General features: G+C 63.0%; 19 protein-coding genes. 11 read left to right on the top strand and 8 right to left on the bottom strand.

Features of this window, described 5'->3' with window-relative positions; translation table 11 throughout:
* Genes ACRWNM_RS07720 through ACRWNM_RS07730 form a run of 3 tightly spaced genes read left to right on the top strand, consistent with a single transcriptional unit; the run spans nt 1 to nt 2,077 of the window.
* Entirely contained in the window at nt 1-318 is a 318-nt protein-coding gene (locus ACRWNM_RS07720) for a WXG100 family type VII secretion target (protein ID WP_357789395.1), read from the top strand.
* Between the two features lie 6 nt (nt 319-324).
* On the top strand, nt 325-1,701 hold the full coding sequence (locus ACRWNM_RS07725) for an EndoU domain-containing protein (protein ID WP_143861409.1): 1,377 nt from the start codon (nt 325-327) through the stop codon (nt 1,699-1,701).
* Nucleotides 1,702-1,717: 16 nt separating this feature from the next.
* Nucleotides 1,718-2,077: a MafI family immunity protein gene (locus ACRWNM_RS07730; protein WP_143861410.1), complete on the top strand. Its 360-nt coding sequence runs from the start codon at nt 1,718-1,720 to the stop codon at nt 2,075-2,077.
* On the opposite strand, the gene ACRWNM_RS07735 is transcribed toward ACRWNM_RS07730, so the two are convergent.
* Nucleotides 2,001-2,630: a helix-turn-helix domain-containing protein gene (locus ACRWNM_RS07735; protein ID WP_431964952.1), complete on the bottom strand. Its 630-nt coding sequence runs from the start codon at nt 2,628-2,630 to the stop codon at nt 2,001-2,003. The genes ACRWNM_RS07730 and ACRWNM_RS07735 overlap by 77 nt on opposite strands.
* A 69-nt stretch (nt 2,631-2,699) precedes the next feature.
* Nucleotides 2,700-3,764: an IS630 family transposase gene (locus tag ACRWNM_RS07740; RefSeq protein WP_431965389.1), complete on the bottom strand. Its 1,065-nt coding sequence runs from the start codon at nt 3,762-3,764 to the stop codon at nt 2,700-2,702.
* Nucleotides 3,765-3,786: 22 nt separating this feature from the next.
* Between ACRWNM_RS07740 and ACRWNM_RS07745 the strand changes: the two genes are divergently transcribed.
* From ACRWNM_RS07745 to ACRWNM_RS07755, 3 genes are all read left to right on the top strand, one after another.
* Nucleotides 3,787-4,110 (top strand): transposase, encoded by a 324-nt coding sequence (locus ACRWNM_RS07745; protein WP_431964954.1) that lies wholly within the window; start codon nt 3,787-3,789, stop codon nt 4,108-4,110.
* Nucleotides 4,111-4,688: 578 nt separating this feature from the next.
* The gene (ltrA, locus tag ACRWNM_RS07750) at nt 4,689-5,933 is read left to right on the top strand and encodes a group II intron reverse transcriptase/maturase (RefSeq protein ID WP_431964956.1); all 1,245 of its coding nucleotides are present in this window, start codon (nt 4,689-4,691) and stop codon (nt 5,931-5,933) included.
* A gap of 105 nt (nt 5,934-6,038) precedes the next feature.
* Complete coding sequence (locus ACRWNM_RS07755; RefSeq protein WP_431964958.1) at nt 6,039-6,929, top strand: IS3 family transposase; 891 nt, start codon at nt 6,039-6,041, stop codon at nt 6,927-6,929.
* Here ACRWNM_RS07755 and ACRWNM_RS07760 read toward each other — a convergent pair.
* The 6 genes from ACRWNM_RS07760 to ACRWNM_RS07785 form a co-directional block, all read right to left on the bottom strand.
* A complete protein-coding gene (locus tag ACRWNM_RS07760) occupies nt 6,910-7,200 on the bottom strand; it encodes a helix-turn-helix domain-containing protein (protein ID WP_431965391.1) in 291 nt (96 codons plus the stop codon). The genes ACRWNM_RS07755 and ACRWNM_RS07760 overlap by 20 nt on opposite strands.
* 723 nt (nt 7,201-7,923) lie before the next feature.
* The gene (locus ACRWNM_RS07765; RefSeq protein WP_431964960.1) at nt 7,924-8,958 is read right to left on the bottom strand and encodes a hypothetical protein; all 1,035 of its coding nucleotides are present in this window, start codon (nt 8,956-8,958) and stop codon (nt 7,924-7,926) included.
* A gap of 232 nt (nt 8,959-9,190) precedes the next feature.
* Nucleotides 9,191-10,759, bottom strand: a complete 1,569-nt coding sequence (locus ACRWNM_RS07770; protein WP_431964962.1) for a hypothetical protein — start codon at nt 10,757-10,759, stop codon at nt 9,191-9,193.
* Nucleotides 10,760-10,764: 5 nt separating this feature from the next.
* A complete protein-coding gene (locus tag ACRWNM_RS07775; protein ID WP_431964964.1) occupies nt 10,765-11,088 on the bottom strand; it encodes a hypothetical protein in 324 nt (107 codons plus the stop codon).
* 47 nt (nt 11,089-11,135) lie between these two features.
* Nucleotides 11,136-11,366: a hypothetical protein gene (locus tag ACRWNM_RS07780; protein WP_253812577.1), complete on the bottom strand. Its 231-nt coding sequence runs from the start codon at nt 11,364-11,366 to the stop codon at nt 11,136-11,138.
* Complete coding sequence (locus tag ACRWNM_RS07785; protein ID WP_431964967.1) at nt 11,363-11,821, bottom strand: DNA-directed RNA polymerase subunit beta; 459 nt, start codon at nt 11,819-11,821, stop codon at nt 11,363-11,365. Before ACRWNM_RS07785 ends, ACRWNM_RS07780 begins: the two co-directional genes overlap by 4 nt.
* A 261-nt stretch (nt 11,822-12,082) precedes the next feature.
* Between ACRWNM_RS07785 and ACRWNM_RS07790 the strand changes: the two genes are divergently transcribed.
* The 5 genes from ACRWNM_RS07790 (at nt 12,083) to ACRWNM_RS07810 (ending at nt 18,436) form a co-directional block, all read left to right on the top strand.
* Complete coding sequence (locus tag ACRWNM_RS07790; protein ID WP_431964969.1) at nt 12,083-13,246, top strand: helix-turn-helix domain-containing protein; 1,164 nt, start codon at nt 12,083-12,085, stop codon at nt 13,244-13,246.
* Between the two features lie 914 nt (nt 13,247-14,160).
* Entirely contained in the window at nt 14,161-14,616 is a 456-nt protein-coding gene (locus ACRWNM_RS07795; RefSeq protein ID WP_431964971.1) for a hypothetical protein, read from the top strand.
* Nucleotides 14,617-14,794: 178 nt separating this feature from the next.
* Nucleotides 14,795-16,183 carry an FtsK/SpoIIIE domain-containing protein gene (locus ACRWNM_RS07800; RefSeq protein WP_431964973.1) on the top strand — a complete coding sequence of 463 codons (1,389 nt, stop codon included), beginning with the start codon at nt 14,795-14,797 and terminating at the stop codon, nt 16,181-16,183.
* Nucleotides 16,184-16,245: 62 nt separating this feature from the next.
* The gene (locus ACRWNM_RS07805) at nt 16,246-18,231 is read left to right on the top strand and encodes a replication initiator (RefSeq protein ID WP_431964975.1); all 1,986 of its coding nucleotides are present in this window, start codon (nt 16,246-16,248) and stop codon (nt 18,229-18,231) included.
* A complete protein-coding gene (locus ACRWNM_RS07810) occupies nt 18,221-18,436 on the top strand; it encodes a hypothetical protein (protein ID WP_253787054.1) in 216 nt (71 codons plus the stop codon). The genes ACRWNM_RS07805 and ACRWNM_RS07810 overlap by 11 nt, the downstream gene beginning before the upstream one ends.
* The last annotated feature ends 53 nt before the right edge of the window (nt 18,437-18,489 follow it).

Here is an 18,489-nt window from a genome sequence, read left to right on the forward strand (position 1 = left end):
GTGAATTATCGAGAGGGCAAGCCGATGGACGGCTATAGGGTTAATCTTGATGAGCTGGAACAGATTACGGCCCGGATGCAGGGATTCTCGGGATTCCTCACCGAATCGTTACAGGGTCTGCAGCAGCGCATGGCCGCGCTGCATCAGACATGGTCGGGGGAAGCCGCTACCGCGCAGAGCGAAGCGTTTACCCAGTGGATGACCGCTGCCGGTGAGGTCGCTGAGGGGATTGCGGCAATGCGTGATGCCTCCGCGGATGCGCGTACAAGCTATATCGATGCGGTGGAAACGAACTTGCGGACGTTGGGGTTACGGTAAAAATTCGTGGCACCGAGCGATAAAGAAGTTGTAGTTACTCCGAAAACGTTCTACGACGCTGGCACTGATTGCATTAATGCCGCAGGCGCGTTTGATGCTTTTTTCACCCTTGCGATGGGAGGCCTGATCGAATGCGAGACGATGGGTGGCAGCTTCGCTGCGGCCAAAGATTGGTCTCGATCATACGATGACCGGGCCAGTGAATTAACCAACCTCGCTGCTGATTTAGTTACCGCGTTGGCGAATTACAGTGACATTGTCACCAACCTGGGTTATGTTCACGCCCTGGCCGACAACAACCCAAATAACGATGACCCTCCGAAAGCGCTCCCGTTACTCAAAGGTGTCGCGAAGACTTCACCCCCTTCAGCGGGTGGTCCTGGGCAAGGATTGGTCGACAAACTTGCAATCGGGTTGATTGAACAGCTCGGGGTTTCGGTCCCAGATGGCAATACCGATCGGCTCGACCTGGCACGCAGAATATGGGAAACGATGGCCACCGACGAGGTGATCGTTACCAATATCGCCAAGCTGCAAAAGTTACCCGGCACGTTCGACGGCCAGAAGTCCGACGATATCACCGCAGTTCTGGAGGACTTGAAGCAACTCCACAACGCTGCCGTTGATTTGCAACATGCGTGCGGTGAACTCGCCAGTTCGTGCGGTGACCACCGTGCCGCATTGATAGACCTTCGGGATAGGATCACCAAGGCGCTAGAAGATGCCGCGAAGGATGCCGGCGTAACGATCGTATGTGAAGTGGGAGCCGTCGGGCTGACTTTGCTAGGCAGACCGGACGCTGCTGCAGCATTGACCGGTGACAGGGCCAAGAAGCTGGCTGAAGGTATCGGCGGGATCGTCATCGAATGGACCAATACGAAGGGTATTGCGTCGGGCGTCAAGAAGACCCGAGACCTCGGACCTGCACGTACCAATCTTCAACGTATCAAAGAGCTCAAGAGGAAGACCAGCGCAGCGAACCCGACCAACGGCCTTGGCTCCCAATGGAGTAAGGTTACGGGGCCTGTTCCGAGCAGTATCTCTATCACCGAGCTCAGGAAGATTCATATCCTCGACGGAGACGGGAGCGACGACGTTAACAGCGGAGGGCATGCGCCTGGGACAGGCATACCAGGTAAGACCGAATTCCCGGACAATAAGACTTGGACGGACGACCACATTATCAATAGCATTCAAGATGTTGCTAAGAATCCCGATCAGGTTCCTGTTCTTCAGAAGCACGGAACTTGGTTGGTCACTGGTACGCGGGATGGTGTTGTCATAGAGGTCGTCGTCGACACGTCGGGCAACATCATCACGGGCTATCCGGTCAGTGGTCCGGGCGTGTATAAGAACGACGCAAATGGCAACCCGATCAAATAGAACTTAGGTGACACTGATGGATTCTGATGATAGGCCCAGCACTCGGCGCAAAAGGCGACAGTTCACTCCGGAGCAGAAGGCTAAATTAGCCAAGCTGAACAACGATTCCCGGGAACTTCTAGAACGGTTCTCGGACCGCCTTCGGCCCGAAGCGCTAGCTCAGTACCGGACTTTCAGTGAGGTCGGCGAGTGGACGTTGTTGATCGATAACCTTTGCGCCACTCTGGTGAAAGATCAAATTTTGGTCAGCGCGGCCGAGCGTGATGCCTTAGCTGATCTCCTGCCATTGTTTGGAAACCCTAAAGAAAATTCCTCCATGTTTTATATAGAGAGTTATGAGCGGGTGCTTGCGGAGTTGAATGTGGGCCACGAATAGAGCTGGATGGCGAAAGCCGCTGATTCGAGGGTGAGCAGGTGGGCGCGACCGGGCAGGATGAGGTCATGGACGCGGACAAGGCCAAGCAACTGCACGAGACCTGGGAAGCGATGAAGCGCAAGCTCGACGAGACAATGGACACCCACGGCCAGGAGCTCACCGAGGCGCTGCACCGGCTTGACGGCGACGACAAGCTGGTCAATGACCTTCGGATGAGATGGGCCGAGTCCACGGTGCGGATGCACAGCCTCGCCGACCACGTGGTCTTCGCCGGCCTGCCCCCGCTCCATTTTGGGTCCAGCGCCTCGAATCCATGCGCGTTGAAGTCGTGAATCACTTGCCGCACATAAGCTTCCGAGACCTGCATCAACTTCGCGATCGCCCCGACCGGTTGATGCTGGGCCGAGGCCATCACCACCACCGCCCGCCGCATCCGCACCGGCACCTTGCTACGCCGGGCGATCTGGGCCAGCTTGCGACCCTCCTCCGGAGTCACCGCTCTGCCGAACACATCCGGCTTGCGAGCCACCGGCATCACCTCCACCGGCAGCATCGCCGGTCAAGGCCTCCGGTTCAACCCGCCACCCCGGCGACTACCGCATCAACCTTCCCGGACAAGGCACTAGTGTGTCGCGCCTGAAATGCGTTGAAGATATTTAGCGAGTGATTCGAGGATCTCCTCCGCGGTCTTGCGCCAGACGAATGGTTTCGGGTCGGCGTTCCACTGCTCGATCCAGGCTGTGATGTCTTTGTCCAGTGCCGCCACGCTTTTGTGGACTCCGCGCCGCAGGAGTTGGTCGGTGAGGAACCCGAACCAGCGCTCGACCTGGTTGAGCCAGGACGAGCCGGTCGGGGTGAAATGCATGTGGAATCGAGGATGGCGGGCCAGCCAGGCGTTGATCGTCGGTGTCTTGTGGGTAGACAAGTTGTCGCAGACCAGGTGCACGTCCAGTTCCGCGGGCACGGCCTTGTCGATCGCGATGAGGAATTTCTTGAACTCGGTCGCGCGGCGGCGGGAGTACAGCTTGGAGATCACGGCTCCGTCGGCGATGTCGAACGCCGCGAACAGGCTGGTCACGCCGTGGCGGACGTAGTCGTGGGAGTATCGCTCGGGCATGCCGGGCATCATCGGCAGCACCGGTTGGGAGCGGTCCAGTGCCTGGATCCCCGACTTCTCGTCCACGCACAACATGACCGCCTTCTCCGGCGGATTGTGATACAGCCCGACCACATCGACGACCTTGTCCACGAACAACGGATCGGTCGAGAGTTTGAAGCCGTCGGCCACATGCGGTTTCAGCTCGAACTTGCCCCAGATCCGTCCAATCATCGATGGCGACAAGCCACTTCGTTTGGCCATCGAGGTCCGCGACCAATGCGTCGCGCCCACCGGCTTCTGTTCCAGGGTCATCGTGAGGACTTCTTCGACCTTGTCCAGCAGGATCGACGGGGGTCGTCCCGGACGCGGCTCGTCGGACAACCCCTCGAGACGTTTCTGCGCGAAACGCCTCCGCCACTTACCCACCGTCTGGGCCGTGATACCCAACTCGGCTGCCACATCCTGATTGGATTTCCCTGCCGCGCAACCCAAGACGATCCGGCAGCGCTCCGTGAGCGCCTGCGACGACTTGGATCGACGCGCTGCGGTTCCCCTGAAGTAGTGGACATCTGAGATAGCGGGACCGATGGTCCCTGGAAGGATGTTCGCTATGCCTCGTCCGCGTCGATCGTATTCGCCTGAATATCGGGTGGAAGCGGCGCATCGAGTGATCGATTCCGGCCGACCGGTGCGGGAGATCGCCCGTGAGCTGGACGTGCACGAGAACCTGCTGCACAAGTGGGTGCGCGAAGAACGCCGCCGTATGGCCGCGGCTGGCCTGAGCGGTGGTCGGGCTCCGGATGGCGGTGGTGGCCAGCCACTTTCGGCCGATGAGCGTGCGGAATTGGTGCGGCTGCGGGCCAAGGTCGCCGAGCAGGCCAAGGACATCGTGTTCCTGGAAAAAGGTGTGCCACGAACACGGGAGGCCGCATGAGGTAGGTCAGGTGGTCGATCGTGGTGCTGTGCGAATGATGAAGGGGTAGTGGCCCTTCGGAGCCGCCCGTCGGGTGGGAGGCTTCAAACCGCCTCATGCTGCGTTGGCTGAAGACCGTCGTGGTGAACGATGAGGAAAAGGCGCTCCGTCGAGGGCGTCAGGTGGGGATCAGGAAGACGAACGCGAGTGAATCGCTGACGACGTGTCGAAATGGAAACAGGTGGCATCGAAACCGGGGCGTATTTTTGGCGCCGGGATGAGTCTGGCGGGTGTCCCGATTTCTGGCCAGGCGGTGTCCGGCATGGAGGCGACGTGAGCCTGGTCTGCGGCTTTCGCATGGAACGTGGGAAGGCATGTCCCGATACGGATGTCGCTTCGGCGGGGTCGGGAGGGAGCGCGCCGGGCAGCGGAAACTGTGAGGCGTTGAGTACCGATGCGGGAGATGCCGGCGGACCGGCTCGTAGTAGTGGTGAAGCGCCTGTAATGGGTGTGGAGCGAAGGGGCCGGACCATTCGGGTTGGTGAAGCAGTCGACCGGCGCAGGCCGGGAGGAGCTGGATGAGTCAATCAAGGTCGTCGATGAAGCCGTTCGAGATTTCGAAATGGGCTGTGCAAGAAGCGTTTGACAGAGTGCGGGCCAACAAGGGAGCTGCCGGGGTCGACGGGCAGTCGGTCGAGGAGTTCGAGGCCGACCTGAGGAACAACCTCTATAAGGTGTGGAATCGGATGTCGTCGGGGACGTATTTTCCTCCGCCCGTGCGGGCGGTGGAGATCCCGAAAACCGGTGGCGGAGTTCGTGTTCTGGGCGTGCCGACGGTCGCGGACAGGGTCGCGCAAACGGTGGTGGCCATGGAGTTGGAAAAGCGGGTGGAGCCGATGTTCCATCCGGACTCCTATGGGTATAGACCGAATCGTTCGGCGCTGGACGCGGTCGGAGTATGCCGAGGGCGGTGCTGGGGGTCCGGTGGCTGGGTCTTGGACCTGGACATCCGGAAGTTCTTCGACACCGTGGATCACGAATTGATGGTCAAGGCGGTCCGGGCCAACACCGACCAGGACTGGGTGGTGTTGTATGTGCGGCGGTGGCTTTCGGCCCCGCTGCAACGCCCGGACGGGGCACTGGAAACACGAGATCGTGGGACCCCGCAGGGTTCGGCGGTGTCGCCGGTTCTGGCGAACCTGTTCCTGCATTACGCGTTCGACGCGTGGATGGCCCGGAGGTTTCCGGGCATCATGTTCGAACGGTATGTGGACGACGTCGTCGTGCACTGTGCCAGCGAGAAGCAGGCGCTGATGTTGAAGGCCGCGATCGGGGAACGTCTCACCGAGGTCGGGCTGGAGCTGCATCCGGAGAAGACGAAAGTCGTGTACTGCAAGGACTATGAGCGCAGCGGCTCGTATGAGCACACATCGTTCACGTTCCTGGGGTATGAATTCCGGGCGCGGACGGCGCGGGACAGGCACGGACGGTTGTTCAACGCGTTCCTGCCCGCAATCAGCCGCGACGCGGAGAAACGGATCAACCGCGAGGTCCGCAGTTGGCACGTGCATCGGCATACGGATTGGACGCTGGGCCGGTTGGCCCGATGGATCAATCCGATCGTGCGGGGCTGGTTGCAGTATTACGGCCGGTTCTACCGGTCGAAACTGTATGCGCTGTGCAAACGCATCAACACCTACCTGGTGCGGTGGGCTCGCAAGAAGTATCGGCGGTTGCACGGGTTCAAGAAGGTCAACGCCTGGTGGAAAGCATTGGGGGACAGGTATCCCCGGTTGTTCGCCCACTGGGCGTATACCCGTGGGTTCATGGCGACTGGATGGTAAGAGCCGTGTAACGGGAGACTGTCAAGCACGGTTCTGTGAGGGCCTGGGGGTGAGATTCCCCCGGGCTACTCGACCCTCGGCGTACTTTGCGGCACGGCATCCAAAGTGAGCAGGTTCGAGCTCATGGCGGCAGAGTGCGCCGGTCTCGACGTGACTCGGATGGCCGAACTGCTCGGCGTCTCGACCTCAGGCTACTACCGGTTCCTGCAGGTCCGTGCCAGCGCGGAGCCGTCGGCACGGCTGCAGCGCCGCCGGGATCTGGAGGTGAAAATCCTTGCCCACCACCGTGCCTCCGACGGCACCTACGGATCGCCCCGGATCACCACCGACCTGCTCGCCGAAGGCGAACGGGTATCGAAGAACACCGTGGCCGCGATCATGGCCGAACTCGGGATCGAGGGCATCAGCCCACGCTCGTTCAAGACCACCACCATCGCCGATCCAGCAGCATCGTTCCCGCCGGATCTGGTCGGGCGTCGCTTCGACCGTGGCCGCCCCGACCTGGTCTGGTCCTCGGATATCACCTACCTGAGCTGCGGTGAGGGCGAGATGTTCCTATGCGCGATCCGCGACGAACATTCCCGGCGCGTACTGGGTTGGGCAGTCGCCGACCATATGCGCGCCGAGTTGGTCGTGCACGCCGTGGACCGGGCCGTGTTCGTCCGTGGTGGCCGCTGCCGCGGCACGATTCTGCACTCGGACAGGGGCAGCCAATACACCGCTGCCGTCACCGCCGAAGCCTGCGCCCGCCACGGCTTGCTCCGCTCGGCAGGAGCCACCGGGATTTGCTGGGACAACGCTGGCGCGGAATCGCTGTGGTCGACATTCAAGCACGAATGCTACTACCGGCACGCCTACGCCACCAAGGCGGAACTGGTTGCTGCAGTTGACAATTGGATGCACTTCTACAATCATCGGCGGCGACACTCGGCGATCGGAATGCGCTCACCAATCGACTACGAGCAGTCCCTCAAAACTACCCCCGAAGCAAGCTAACCCTGTCCACTTTTTCGGGGGAACCCCACGCCCACCGCTGCAACGTCTCACGCTCATCGCCGGTCAACACGATCTCGGCCACCGGACGCCCACCGCGATCACGATCACCCAGCCCCGCCAGACCCTCAGCAGCGAACTGCCCACGCCATCTCGCCGCCGACCCCGTCGAGACACCGACAAGCCGCGCGGCACCCGCATCCGACATACCCTCAGCACAGGCCAGCACGATCCGAGCCCGTTGCGCCTCACGCCGATCCGGCGATTCCGCCATGCGCGCAAGCTCAACACGCTCAGGATCGGACACAACGATCTCAACAGCGGAAGGCCCACGATGCGACACACAAACAGGCTAACAACTTAGAGTGTGCATTTCAGGCGCGACACACTAGACGGCCTAACTGCATCCCGTTGGATAGGCGCATGACCCTCCTCCTGGTGCTGGGCCAGGGTGCGCCGACCGAAGCGGAGCGGAGGGAGGGGCGACCCTGGGCGGCGCGCGTAGCGCGCCGCTCTTGACTCTGTAGAGAGAAATTCGGCAAGTTCTGATCTGTTGGGTTACCGGTTATCTCTTCCTTCTTTTTCCTACTGATTCCCGGGGGTTCCCAACTTCTCTCACTCGCTCCCAACAGAGCCTTCAAGCTTGCGGCACAACACATTCCGCGAATCAGACCATTGGTTGCCATGCCTGTCGCGACGCGCCGGAACGGCCCAGCCCTGGGACCCAGGGAACCAGTGAGGTGGTGGCCGAATCCGGCGCGGTTGGTCGTCGCTCAGTCGCTTGGCCTAGAGGTCAGGTGCGCCGGGGTTGCGGCCGTGTATGCGTTCGTGGCGTGCGCGTTCGTCGCGTTCGCGGGCTTCGCGTTCGTTGCGCTCGCGTCGAGCGCGGTCGGCAGGTGTGATGGTTGGTGCGGTCGCGGTCGGGCATTGGTTGGGGGGCCGCTGAGGTTGAGCACGTGGGTGACTTCCGGAGTCAGCCCGAGGGCGCCAGGGCCTGCTATGCGCTTCCCTCTGGTTCCCGTCCCAGCCCTCGTTGGCGTTGGCGTTCCTGTTCGCGCTGCCGCTCCTTGGCGATGTCGTAGTGCAACCGCGCCTGACTCACCTCGTGCCCCGGCACAGGCCGTGGCGTCTCCCCCGGCTGCGGCCTCCCCAGCTCCAGGATCTGCGCCACCTCGCGCGGCAGGGGGCTACGTTCGACGCGATCGCGGACCTGCTCACGCTGACGCTCGATCTCTTCACGCCGCTGCTGAGCCTTCGCCGCATCTTGCGCAGCAGCGCCAAGCGCGTCGATATCGCGCACCATGTCCAGCCGCGGAGTCTCACGCCCCTGCTTGAGAATGGGCTCCATCGCCTCTATCTGCTTCGCGCCAAGTCCAGCCTTCTCCAGCGCCTCGCGCGCTTGGGCAGCCTCCATAGCCCGCACGGCTTCGAGCTGCTGAGTAATGCCCTCGTGCGACTTCTTCAGATCCTGCGCGGGAACGAGCTGCCCCTGCTCCCGCGCTTCGGCCAATCGCCGGTTCTGATCGGCAACGGCACGTGAGAGCCGTTCCTTGGCTGCCTGGAGCCGCGTTGCGCGCTCCCGCTCTTTCCGCTGCCGCGCCTCCTCGCTGCGCCGGGAACGGTCCCGCTGCTGTTCCTCGGTGCGAACCAGGGATACGGTGGGCGACTCACGCTGCTTGACCAGCGACACGGCGGGTGCTTGCCGCTGTCGGGCCGCGTGCTCGCGCGCCTTGTCACGGACCCCGTCCAATTCGAGCTGCTTACCAGGCTCCCTTTGCAGTCCCAAGGCCCAGATTTGGCGAGCGACCGACCGGGGGATGACTTGGTGTTCGAAACGGTTCGGGAAGTCCCGAGCCATTTCGTTTATCAACTGCTGCGCCTCTCGCGCTATAGGCTCGCCTTCGACTGTGCGTATCGTGTGGTGATCTATGATGCCGTTTTCGAGGAGTATTCGGTCATTGCGTAGTTCTTTGAGGTCGTTGGGGGCCTCGCACTCCGCCTGATTTGTCTTCGACGCTTCGGATTCGCCCATCTTTTACTTGCGCTTTGTCGAAACGACGTTTCTCTTCTCGCCCTGGAACGGGTACCGAAACCTGCTTCGTGTAGCCATTTTCGCGATCGCGGAAAAATACCTCGGCGCCATTCTCGAATATTCTTCCACGGTCGTTCGGGCCGAATCCGATTCGGTCATTATCGTAGTCGTCTGGCATGAGTGACCCAGCCCCCGAACATGTGCGATCACATCAGTTACGGCAAGCCGCGGGTCAGCTGCCACGCTTCCTCGGGAGGAAACGGCATTCCTCCTGGTATTCACCCATCATGTCGACCATCACAGTGAACATGCGCCCGTCCCGTTCCAGCCGATTTTCGAACATCAAGTCGAACAATTGCCACACTGTGTGATCCGTCGACCCCTCGAAACCGTAAATAAGTGCAGGATTCACGTCGTCGTACAGAGAGCGCTCCCGGCCGACGGGGCTGTCGTACCATTCGGCTCCGGCGTACTTGGCGAAACACTCGCCGAGGAAACACGCAAACGCATCGGCCATATCCGGGTTCGCTTTCACCGCGTCCCAGTCGGGGAACAACTCCGCCACAGCATCGTCCGCCGATTGCTGCTCCGTGATGATCTGCGGCGAGTCGCTATAGCTCCACAGCTCGTCCGGGATGCTCCGAATGCCTGCGTAGGACATGAACTTTCGTGCTTGAGCTTCCCGGCGAGATGGATCGACCCATTTCGCCCACGCAGATTCTTCGATGTTCACACCGAGATCCATGCTCAGCTGCTCGTCGCCCATGCCCATGCTCTCCTTTGGTCGGTCGCCGTTCTCGGGTGGAACCCATCCGGCTTGGTCCCACTGTGTACGTCGGGGGCTTCCGGCCTCGATCCACGCTATTTGTATCTTGTCGGCGCGCACCCACACCGACAGCCACTCGGTCCCGCTGCGTTCCTCGGCGGCGGCTTCGAGGAAGGTCCGGACGTGGATGTCGAGGTTGGTGAACGGGAATCGCACCACCGGGCAGAAGCCCATCCCGGTCTCGTCGTGATGGGGGCAGTTGATCCAGGTTCCATCGAAGCTGCGTCGGAACACCTCACCGAGGAAAACCTCGAAGCGTTCGGCCACCGCACGATTCTCCGGCGCGCGTACCGCCGCGCGGTCCGGGAACTGCTCTAACGCAGCCTCTTCGGCGAGAACCAACGCCGCTGCCGAATGCATGTAGCCGGAAAGGTCGCCGGAAAAGAAGCGAAGTGTTCGGCTCAGGAAGCGATCCAACTGGTCATCGACGCTGTCCAGCCACGCCACCCAACGCGGGTCCCGCTGATCCTTGACGAACTGCTGGAAGTCCTCCTCGTCGAACTCGCCGGACACCGCGGCCATGACCACCCCTCTCCGTCCGAACATGCCAGCGCCGCAAACTCCAGGCTCCACGAAGCGCCGTACACAGGGTAGGGGCGGCAACCCTGCGACGGGGCGCAACACGAGCCGACCACCCCGGCCCTTGGCACTGTCGTAGGCGAGTTTCATGGTGTGTGGGCTTCCAGCCGGGGGAATGGTCCGTGCGGGTGTCACCAGGGCACAGGCCAGAGCGACCGCGTTTTGGATGCTGGTACTGGGGAAGTGCTCGACGCTGGGAGCGACGATGACGGTTGCGGCGTGCTGGTGTGCAGTCCACACGATCAACGTGGTCGGCATGTAGGTGTCGGCGTCGATGATCACCGTGTGCGCCAGCCGGTACCCGCGCGCGTGGCTCAGGTCGATGATCACTCGTTCGTCTCGTAACCAGGAGTCGCTGACGCTGCGGTTGAGCAGGCCGATGGCATTGATGGGCACGCGAGTCACGTCCTCGATTTCGGGGCTTCCAGCGGCCGGGCTGGCGGTGTGTGGATGGTGAGGCGCTGATAGGCGGCGCGACCGTCGTCGGTCAGCTCATAGACCGGTTCGGAGCGGCCCTCGCCTGTTGGACGGTGGACCTCGGTGCGGACGTGGCCCTTGGTGACCAGCCATTGCAGAGTCAGTGTGATCGGGCCGATGCGGGGCCCGCCCGCCAGCTCTCGAGCCGAACACGCCCGACCTGCTTGGGCCAGTGCGGTCAGTGCGGTGGCTTGGGCGCGGCTGAAGTCTTCCCGGCTCCGTTGCAGATATGTTGTTTCACTGCGCATTTCGTGTTCGTTGGATGCCTGTTGGCTGGCGCGGTTGGTCCCAGGCGTTACCTCTCCAGGTACAGGCGCTCGTTCGGAAGGCGCGGGAACTCGCGCTTGTCCAGGTCAACGGTCACCGCGTCGACGTAGTGGCGGGCCTGGTGCTCCTGAACGAAGATCAACGCAGCCGTCAGGCAGGCAACGAAGTCCATCCGCTGCCCGTGCAGGAACACACTCAGGTGCACATCGGGTTCGGTGGGCGATGGCGACCCGTCCGGGGTCGGCGCGGTGGTGCTCATAGCGCGGGCTGTCGGATCGGGGCCAGGCAGGCGTGCACCGCGTACAGCACCGCACGCCCGGAGGGACGGAACACCGAATGCGCGGCGGTGATCCACACCCGATGCTCCGAACCTTGATCAGCCGGTGACGGTAGCGCGACGTGATCGCCGTTGCCCAAGACCGTGATTCGGCGAAGACGGAACAACGCTGCCTCGGCAGCGATCATCGTGGCCGGAATGTCCGAGCGCACGAGGAAAGTCCATGTGTGGGAGCGCGGATGGGTCACGATCGGCCCACCACCTTGTTTGTGACGCTCGAGGTGGACCTTGACCATCTGCCCCAACTCCGCAGGCATCGCTACCGCCCACACCATGCCCGCGGTGAAACCGATACGGCCGGTGTCCGGTTGGAGCACAGCGGGCAGATGGCACACGCTGCGGTAGTAGCCCACCCGCGAACGCGGCGTATCGGCCACCGGGGCAGGCGAGTCGGTACGCGGCGCAGTCGGCGGGGCAACCGACTCATCCCAACCCAACTCCTCGGACAAACCCATTGATGCAACCCCTCCCTGCTGGGCCAACGCGTGCTGAGTAGCACCCGCCGCCGGGGATGAAGGAGAACCCCCATCCACCCGACGGCGGGGCTGAAAAAGACGCTAGATGTGCACGTTTTGGGTTTGGAGCCGTTCGGCGTCTACAAGCGTCTACAGCGGATCAATGCCCGTTAGGCTGGTCTTGTGGACGAGAGCGGGGAATCGGACGCCATCACCGGTATCCGGCTTCGCGCTGCACGAGAGGCGGCGGGGCTCAGCCTGTCCGCACTGGCGGCGCGCACGCACTACAGCAAGGCGCTGCTCGGGTTGCTGGAGACCGGGCAGCGTCAGGTCAGGCCGGAGCACGTGACCGCCTACGCCGATGCCCTGGGTATCGGCTCGGCGCTGTTCGTTGAATCGGCTGACGGTGAGCGGGCAGCAACGGAATGGATTCAGCGGGTCGCGGCATCGGACCTGGGCGGGGACACCTTGGACCGCTTGGAGTTGGCGGTGGACGACCTAGCGGCGGGATACCCGACAACTCCGCCGGACGAACTGCTCATGCGCATCCGTCAACATCTCGGCTACGCCGGACGCCTGATGGACAGCCGGAAAACGCTGGCGCAGCACCGCCGGTTGCTGGTCTCGGTCGGCTGGCTGTCGCTATTGGCCAGCACGTGCCATATCGACCTGGGCGAAACCTCCGCCGCAGCGGCGCGGGGACACCTGGCGTGGAAGCTGGCGGACGAAGCGGGACACCGCGAGATCGCGGCATGGTGCCTGGAAACGCGGGCGTGGCAGCAATTGACCGACGGCAAGTTCGCAGCGGCGGCAGAACTGTCGCGTGCCGCGTATTCCCTTGCCCCGGAGGACAGTTCGGCATTCATCCAAGCCACCGCCCAGGAGGGTCGCGCGCTGGCACGGCTCGGGGACAGCAAGGGCACGTACGGGGCGCTGCGTCGTGTGGCCCGGCTGGTGGCCGGACTGAGCACGCCCAACCGGCCGGAGCACCATTTCCGATACGACCCAGCGAAATCGGACGCCTATGTGGCCACCACGCTGGCCTGGCTCGGTGATCCGGCAGCCGAGTCCTACGCCCGGCACGTTCTCGCTGATCTGGCAGGCGCTGAGTCGGTGCGCCCGCGCCGGATCGCTACGGCGAACCTGGACCTGGGCCTGGCTCTGGTCGCAGCCGACAAGCCGGACGAAGCGGCACATGTCGCGCTGGCAGCCGTGGAGTCCGGGCGCCTGGTGCCGTCGAACTACTGGCGCGTGTCCGAAGTGGTCTCGGAGATAGAGGGCCGAGGCGCACCGGACGCGGCCATCGTGCGCGAAGCTTTCCGCGACACCTACCCCGTGCAGCCCTAGAAGAAAGCCCTCGTTTTAGTAAATTGAGAGCTTTCCTTTCTCGCATGTCAAGCGTGAGACCCATTTTAGGCGAGCTATTGCAATCCGCTATCAAAAAATGTGTCGTAGGTCCAGCGGATATTTCGTGGTTTTTCTTGACCGTGTGGCACCTGGCGGGATGATGGAGACAGCGAGAAGTACTCGACGGGCCGGGTAGGAGAGAAAGGATGTGCGCGCCTGTGTCTGTCTCTCGGGTGTGGGTTGGTCGATGCAGCCGTATGGCGCTCCCGGCCCGCACTGGTGTAGGTGGTTCCGTATCGCTGAGTGAGTCGCGGTACGTGGTCGCGGGTAAGGCCGCAAACTCCCTGGTCAAGCGTGGCCCAGGTCTGCCGCCATGGATGGTTCCACAGCTGGTGGGTGGAACGGTCTGGCTGACCCCCACAAATTGTGTGGGTTGGGTGGCGGCACGCTGGACGTTTTCCGTGTCAAGATGGAGAAAATTGGAAGGAGATTGATTCATCGAATGATAACTACGGCTGCTAGCCGTCACTGATTCGCGGCTGTCCCCCCGCGCTAACGAGGGGACAGCCTGAACGAAACCAACTCCGATAGGCATGCGGGCTGCAACCCTGCCGTTCGGAGTCCCTCTTTCATTCGTGTGCAGAAACGAGGTCTCTGCCATGTCCAGAGTAGTCCATGCACCCAATTGGGGTGACTTCTCGGAGCGTGAAATTCACCGGGTCCCGTTGCGCGTGGCTGGTGTCGGAGTTGGCGTGGTGCGGGCGTGGCGGGGTGTGGTCGGGGGGCGTGATCCGCCTGTTCGCGCTGGTGGTGTCCGTGGGTCCGGTGCGTGGTGCCGTGCCCGAACTCCCCCGCCCTGGTGCGGGATTCATCTAACAACAACCAGATACGTCACAGATTGGATGGTGGCCGCCATGGCCGAGGACAACCTAATCGACACTCGCAAGAACCTTCGATTCGCTGTGGAGTTCGCGGACTTCTTCCGGGACGGGCTGTACCAGATGGGGCCTGTGAATCCTGATCTGGTGTACACCGGTGATCCGAACAGGCCCGGTCCGCAGAAGCGCGACGAGCTGACCGGGGCTCTGGTGTGGAAAGCCACCGTGAGCGATCCGGCCGTGCGCAAGGCGCGGCGTGCGAGCTATGAGGTTCTGCTGCTGTCGGAGACCGAACCGGTACCCACAACCGCGGAGATCGGCCCGAACCTGCGGCCGATCGAACTGGTGGGCGTCACCGTCCAACCGCGCATCGCTGGCCAGGGCGAATACAAGTACCTGGACTACACGGTGCGCGCGACGGGCTACGCGACTGCGCCGGGTGGCGGTAACCGGTCGGCGAGTGGAGCGGGCGCGGGTAAGACCCCGGCCTGATTCTGACTCGCGGTCCTGAATTCGGCGGGTCGGCTCGGACGCAACCGGGCCGACCCGCCCCCGCGCGGCCGTCATATCGGACTGTGCGGCAACAACATTCGCAACAAGATAGTTGGAGTTGATAGACGTGGTTCGTTCCGCGGAGTACGAAAAGCCACAACCCCGCCCGCCCACGATCATGGATGATCTGGGGCAAGGGCTGATGCTGCTGCTGGAAGCGATGGTGATGGGGTTGGCCCACCTGTTGTGGTGGGCGCTGCTGTTCCCGATGATCTCGCTACCGATCGCAGCCGCAGGCGTGGGGTGGTGGTTGCTGGGCTGGCCGATCGGTGCCAGCGCGGCGGCGCTGTCACTGGCTGGGTGGGGGATGTGGTGGGCGTGGTGGCCGGGCTCGTGGCGGCGCTGGGTGTGGAGGCGGATGCGCACGCGGTATCTGTCGTGGAAGCGCTATAAGCGGCGGTGGAAGACGCTGACCGCGATACACGGGCTGACCAAGATCCTCGACAACGGTGTTCAAACCCCGGTCCTGGTCAAGGTCGGTATCGGTGACACCGCTGATGAGTTGTTGGTCAAGCTGGTGGGTGGTCAGACGGTGCAGATGTGGGCCAAGCAGTCCGATGCGTTGCGCCACGCCTTCGGCGCGGTCGGGGTGCGGGTCCGTCACGCGGAATCGGGGTTCGTGCGGCTACAGGTGATCCACACCGACCGGCTTACCGAACCGATTCCACTGCCTCGGATGGAGGCGAAAACCGTTGACCTGGAAGCACTCACCATCGGCATGACCGAACTCGGGGAACCCTGGAAGATACGGCTACTCGGTAACCAACTGCTCGTCGCGGGAAAGATGGGCTCGGGCAAGGGATCGGTGATCTGGTCGCTGATCGCGGCCCTGGGTCCCGCGATCCGGGACGGGCGGGTAGTGCTGTGGGTCATCGACCCCAAGGGGGGAATGGAGATGGGCGCAGCCCGAGAGTGGTTCGCGCGCTTCGCCTACGACAACGGCCCGCAGGCGCTCGCGCTGTTGCGTGATGCGGCGGCACTGGTGCAACAGCGGGGCCAGATCTACATGACCAAAGCCGAACGCAAGATCACACCCACCGTGGCCGAACCACTCGTTGTGGTGATCATCGATGAGGCCGCGAGCCTGACCGCCTACTACTCCGATCGCAAGATCAGAGACGAGATTCTGCGGCACATGGGTACCGTGCTCACCCAATCACGCGCGGTGGCGGTGCCGATGGTCGGCAGTCTCCAGGACCCGTCGAAGGACGTGCTCGAGCTTCGCCAGCTCTACCCGTACCGGGTGGGTTTGCGCATGAGTGAGCCGACACAGCCGAACATGCTGTTCGGACCGAGTGGGCGCGATCGGGGGGCGCTGTGCGATGAAATCCCCGAAAGCACTCCCGGTGTGGCCTACGTCGAGCACGAAACCTCGGTGGAGATCACCAGGGTTCGCGCCTACTGGGTCACCGATGACGACATCGAATGGATCATGCGCACCTACCCGCCCTTACCGCGCCACCCTGACGGCACACCACGGCTCGACACCGACACCGACCACTCGTAGCTCCGTAACCAGGGAAACGATCACCGCGAAGAACGCACGATAGCCTAGTATTGCCGCGCCAGGTGACCAGCAACATCACTGCGAGCGGCACATATGCAGCGCGGATAGCGCATTCACAGTCTTTCCGATTCAGCGCGGGTAGCGCTCGTGACCGTCGTACCGGCGGCGGCACCTCATCTTTGAAACCTGCTCCGGTAGTTCGCATTTCACGTTTCACGCGGCACCGGTCCGACCGCGCTTGCTCGGCGTTGTCGGCCTGGTGCCGCGTGTGGGACTACGAGACAGGTGATCTCATGACAACCACTGTCTTCGACGACGCGCCACGAGTAACGGATGAGGATGGGAATCCATCCGGGCGCGGTCCGTCGTTCCTCGACATCGCGATAGCAGCGGCCGACCGGCACGGGGTGTGTGTGCGGCCGATCGTGCTCGAACAAACCGACGCCGTGACCGGACGGGTTACCTACGTTCCGGTGCCGTGTGGGGCCACGCGGGAATCCCAGTGCGGGCCGTGCGCGCGTAAGGCCAAAGCACTTCGGCAAGCTCAATGCCGGGAAGGCTGGCACCTGACAAGCGAGCCCACCAAGCCGCGCCCGCGGCCCACCTTCGACCAAGAGGGCCTGATCGGTTACCGCGCCGATCTGCTCGCCCTGCTGGGCGAAGCACGCGAACAGCAGCACGCCGCCGACATCGCCGAGCTGGAGGCCGAAATCGTCTGGGCCGATAGGCAACTGACCGCGCTGGGGATGCGGGGGAATCCGCCGGCATCGGCCGGTGAGGATGTAGCCGGCCGAGATAGCGAGGAGAGTTCGGCAACCGAGAAACGGCGTCGCTCGACACGTCGACGGCAGGACGCGCCGGACCTGCCCCGCAATCCGGTCTCCGATCGCACCATCGGACGCGAGTTCGGCGGTCACTACTCCTCGATGTTCGTCACCCTCACCATGCCCAGCTACGGCAAGGTTCACAGCGACGGCAGCGCCCGCAACCCGCAGAGCTACGACTACCAGCGCGCGGCATGGGATGCGATCACCTGCGCCCGGTTGTTCTCCCGCTGGATTCAGAACCTTCGGCGCGTGGTCGGCTGGAACGTCCAGTACTTCGCCGTGGTTGAACCCCAGAAGCGCGGCGCACCGCACATCCACATGGCATTGCGCGGGGCCATCTCCCGCGCGGTGATCCGCCAAGTCAACGAAGCCACCTACCACCAAGTGTGGTGGCCGCAACTGGGCGAGATGCACTATCCCAGTGCGGTCGTGCCGGTGTGGGACCCGCGCCGCGAAACCTTCATCGACCCCAATAGCAAAGCGGCACTGACCACCTGGGAAGACGCCCTAGACGGAATCGAACCGACCGACGAACCCGCGCACAAAGCGGCGTTCGGGCCACGCATCGACATCCAAGGCATCGCCGCAGGCACCAAAGCCGCCAGCGAGGCAATCGGCTACCTGTGCAAGTACCTCACCAAATCGGTCACCGAGGTCCTCCACGCCCGCACCGCACGCCAGCACGACCACTACGACCGACTACACGCCGCACTGTGCCGCACCCCCTGTAGTCCGCGGTGCGCTATCTGGCTGCTCTACGGCATCACCCCCAAGGGCGCCACCGCCAAAACCGTGCCAGGAGTATGCAAGGCACGCGCACATCGGCGCGAAACCCTCGCCCTGCCAGGCAACCGGGTGCTGACCTCCGAGCAATGGACAGGCAAGACCCTCGGAGACCACAAAGCCGACCGGATGGAATTCGTCCGAAACCGCCTGGCCGCCGTCGGCATCGAGAAACCCGCCACCGATCCGCGCCGCTACACCTGGGCCACCATCGCCCCCGGCGCACGCATCCCGTCACGGGCGAAGCTGCTCATGACCGCCATCGCCGAACGCATCACCTGGCGAGCCGAATACGACCGGGCCATGCTCGCTGCCGATCCACCACCACCGGACGAGGACGGTTGTTCGGCAACACCGACGTGTGCCACACCCCCAGTTCAGCAAATATATAGCAACGATAATGGTGTTGACCGGACAGGAGCTCCCGATGTCTGCTGAGCACGAGCACACCGTGCCGTTTCGCCGGTGGGCAACCACCAAAGATGCTGCCGCACACATCTGCGTGAACCCGGAAGTGCTTCGGCGCTGGAACCGCAATCGCGACAAGTACCCGTGGCTACCGAGACCCAAGCGGGTCGGGAAGGATTTCCGTTGGGATCTGAACGCGCTGGACGCGGCCCTGGAGGGTCGCGAGGAACCGTGAGCCAGCCAGCAAGGGGGCGGGCGTGAAACGAGGCAGACCCGCCCGTCCCATCG

It is taken from the genome of Nocardia sp. bgisy134 (assembly GCF_965341865.1).
Taxonomy (GTDB): domain Bacteria; phylum Actinomycetota; class Actinomycetes; order Mycobacteriales; family Mycobacteriaceae; genus Nocardia.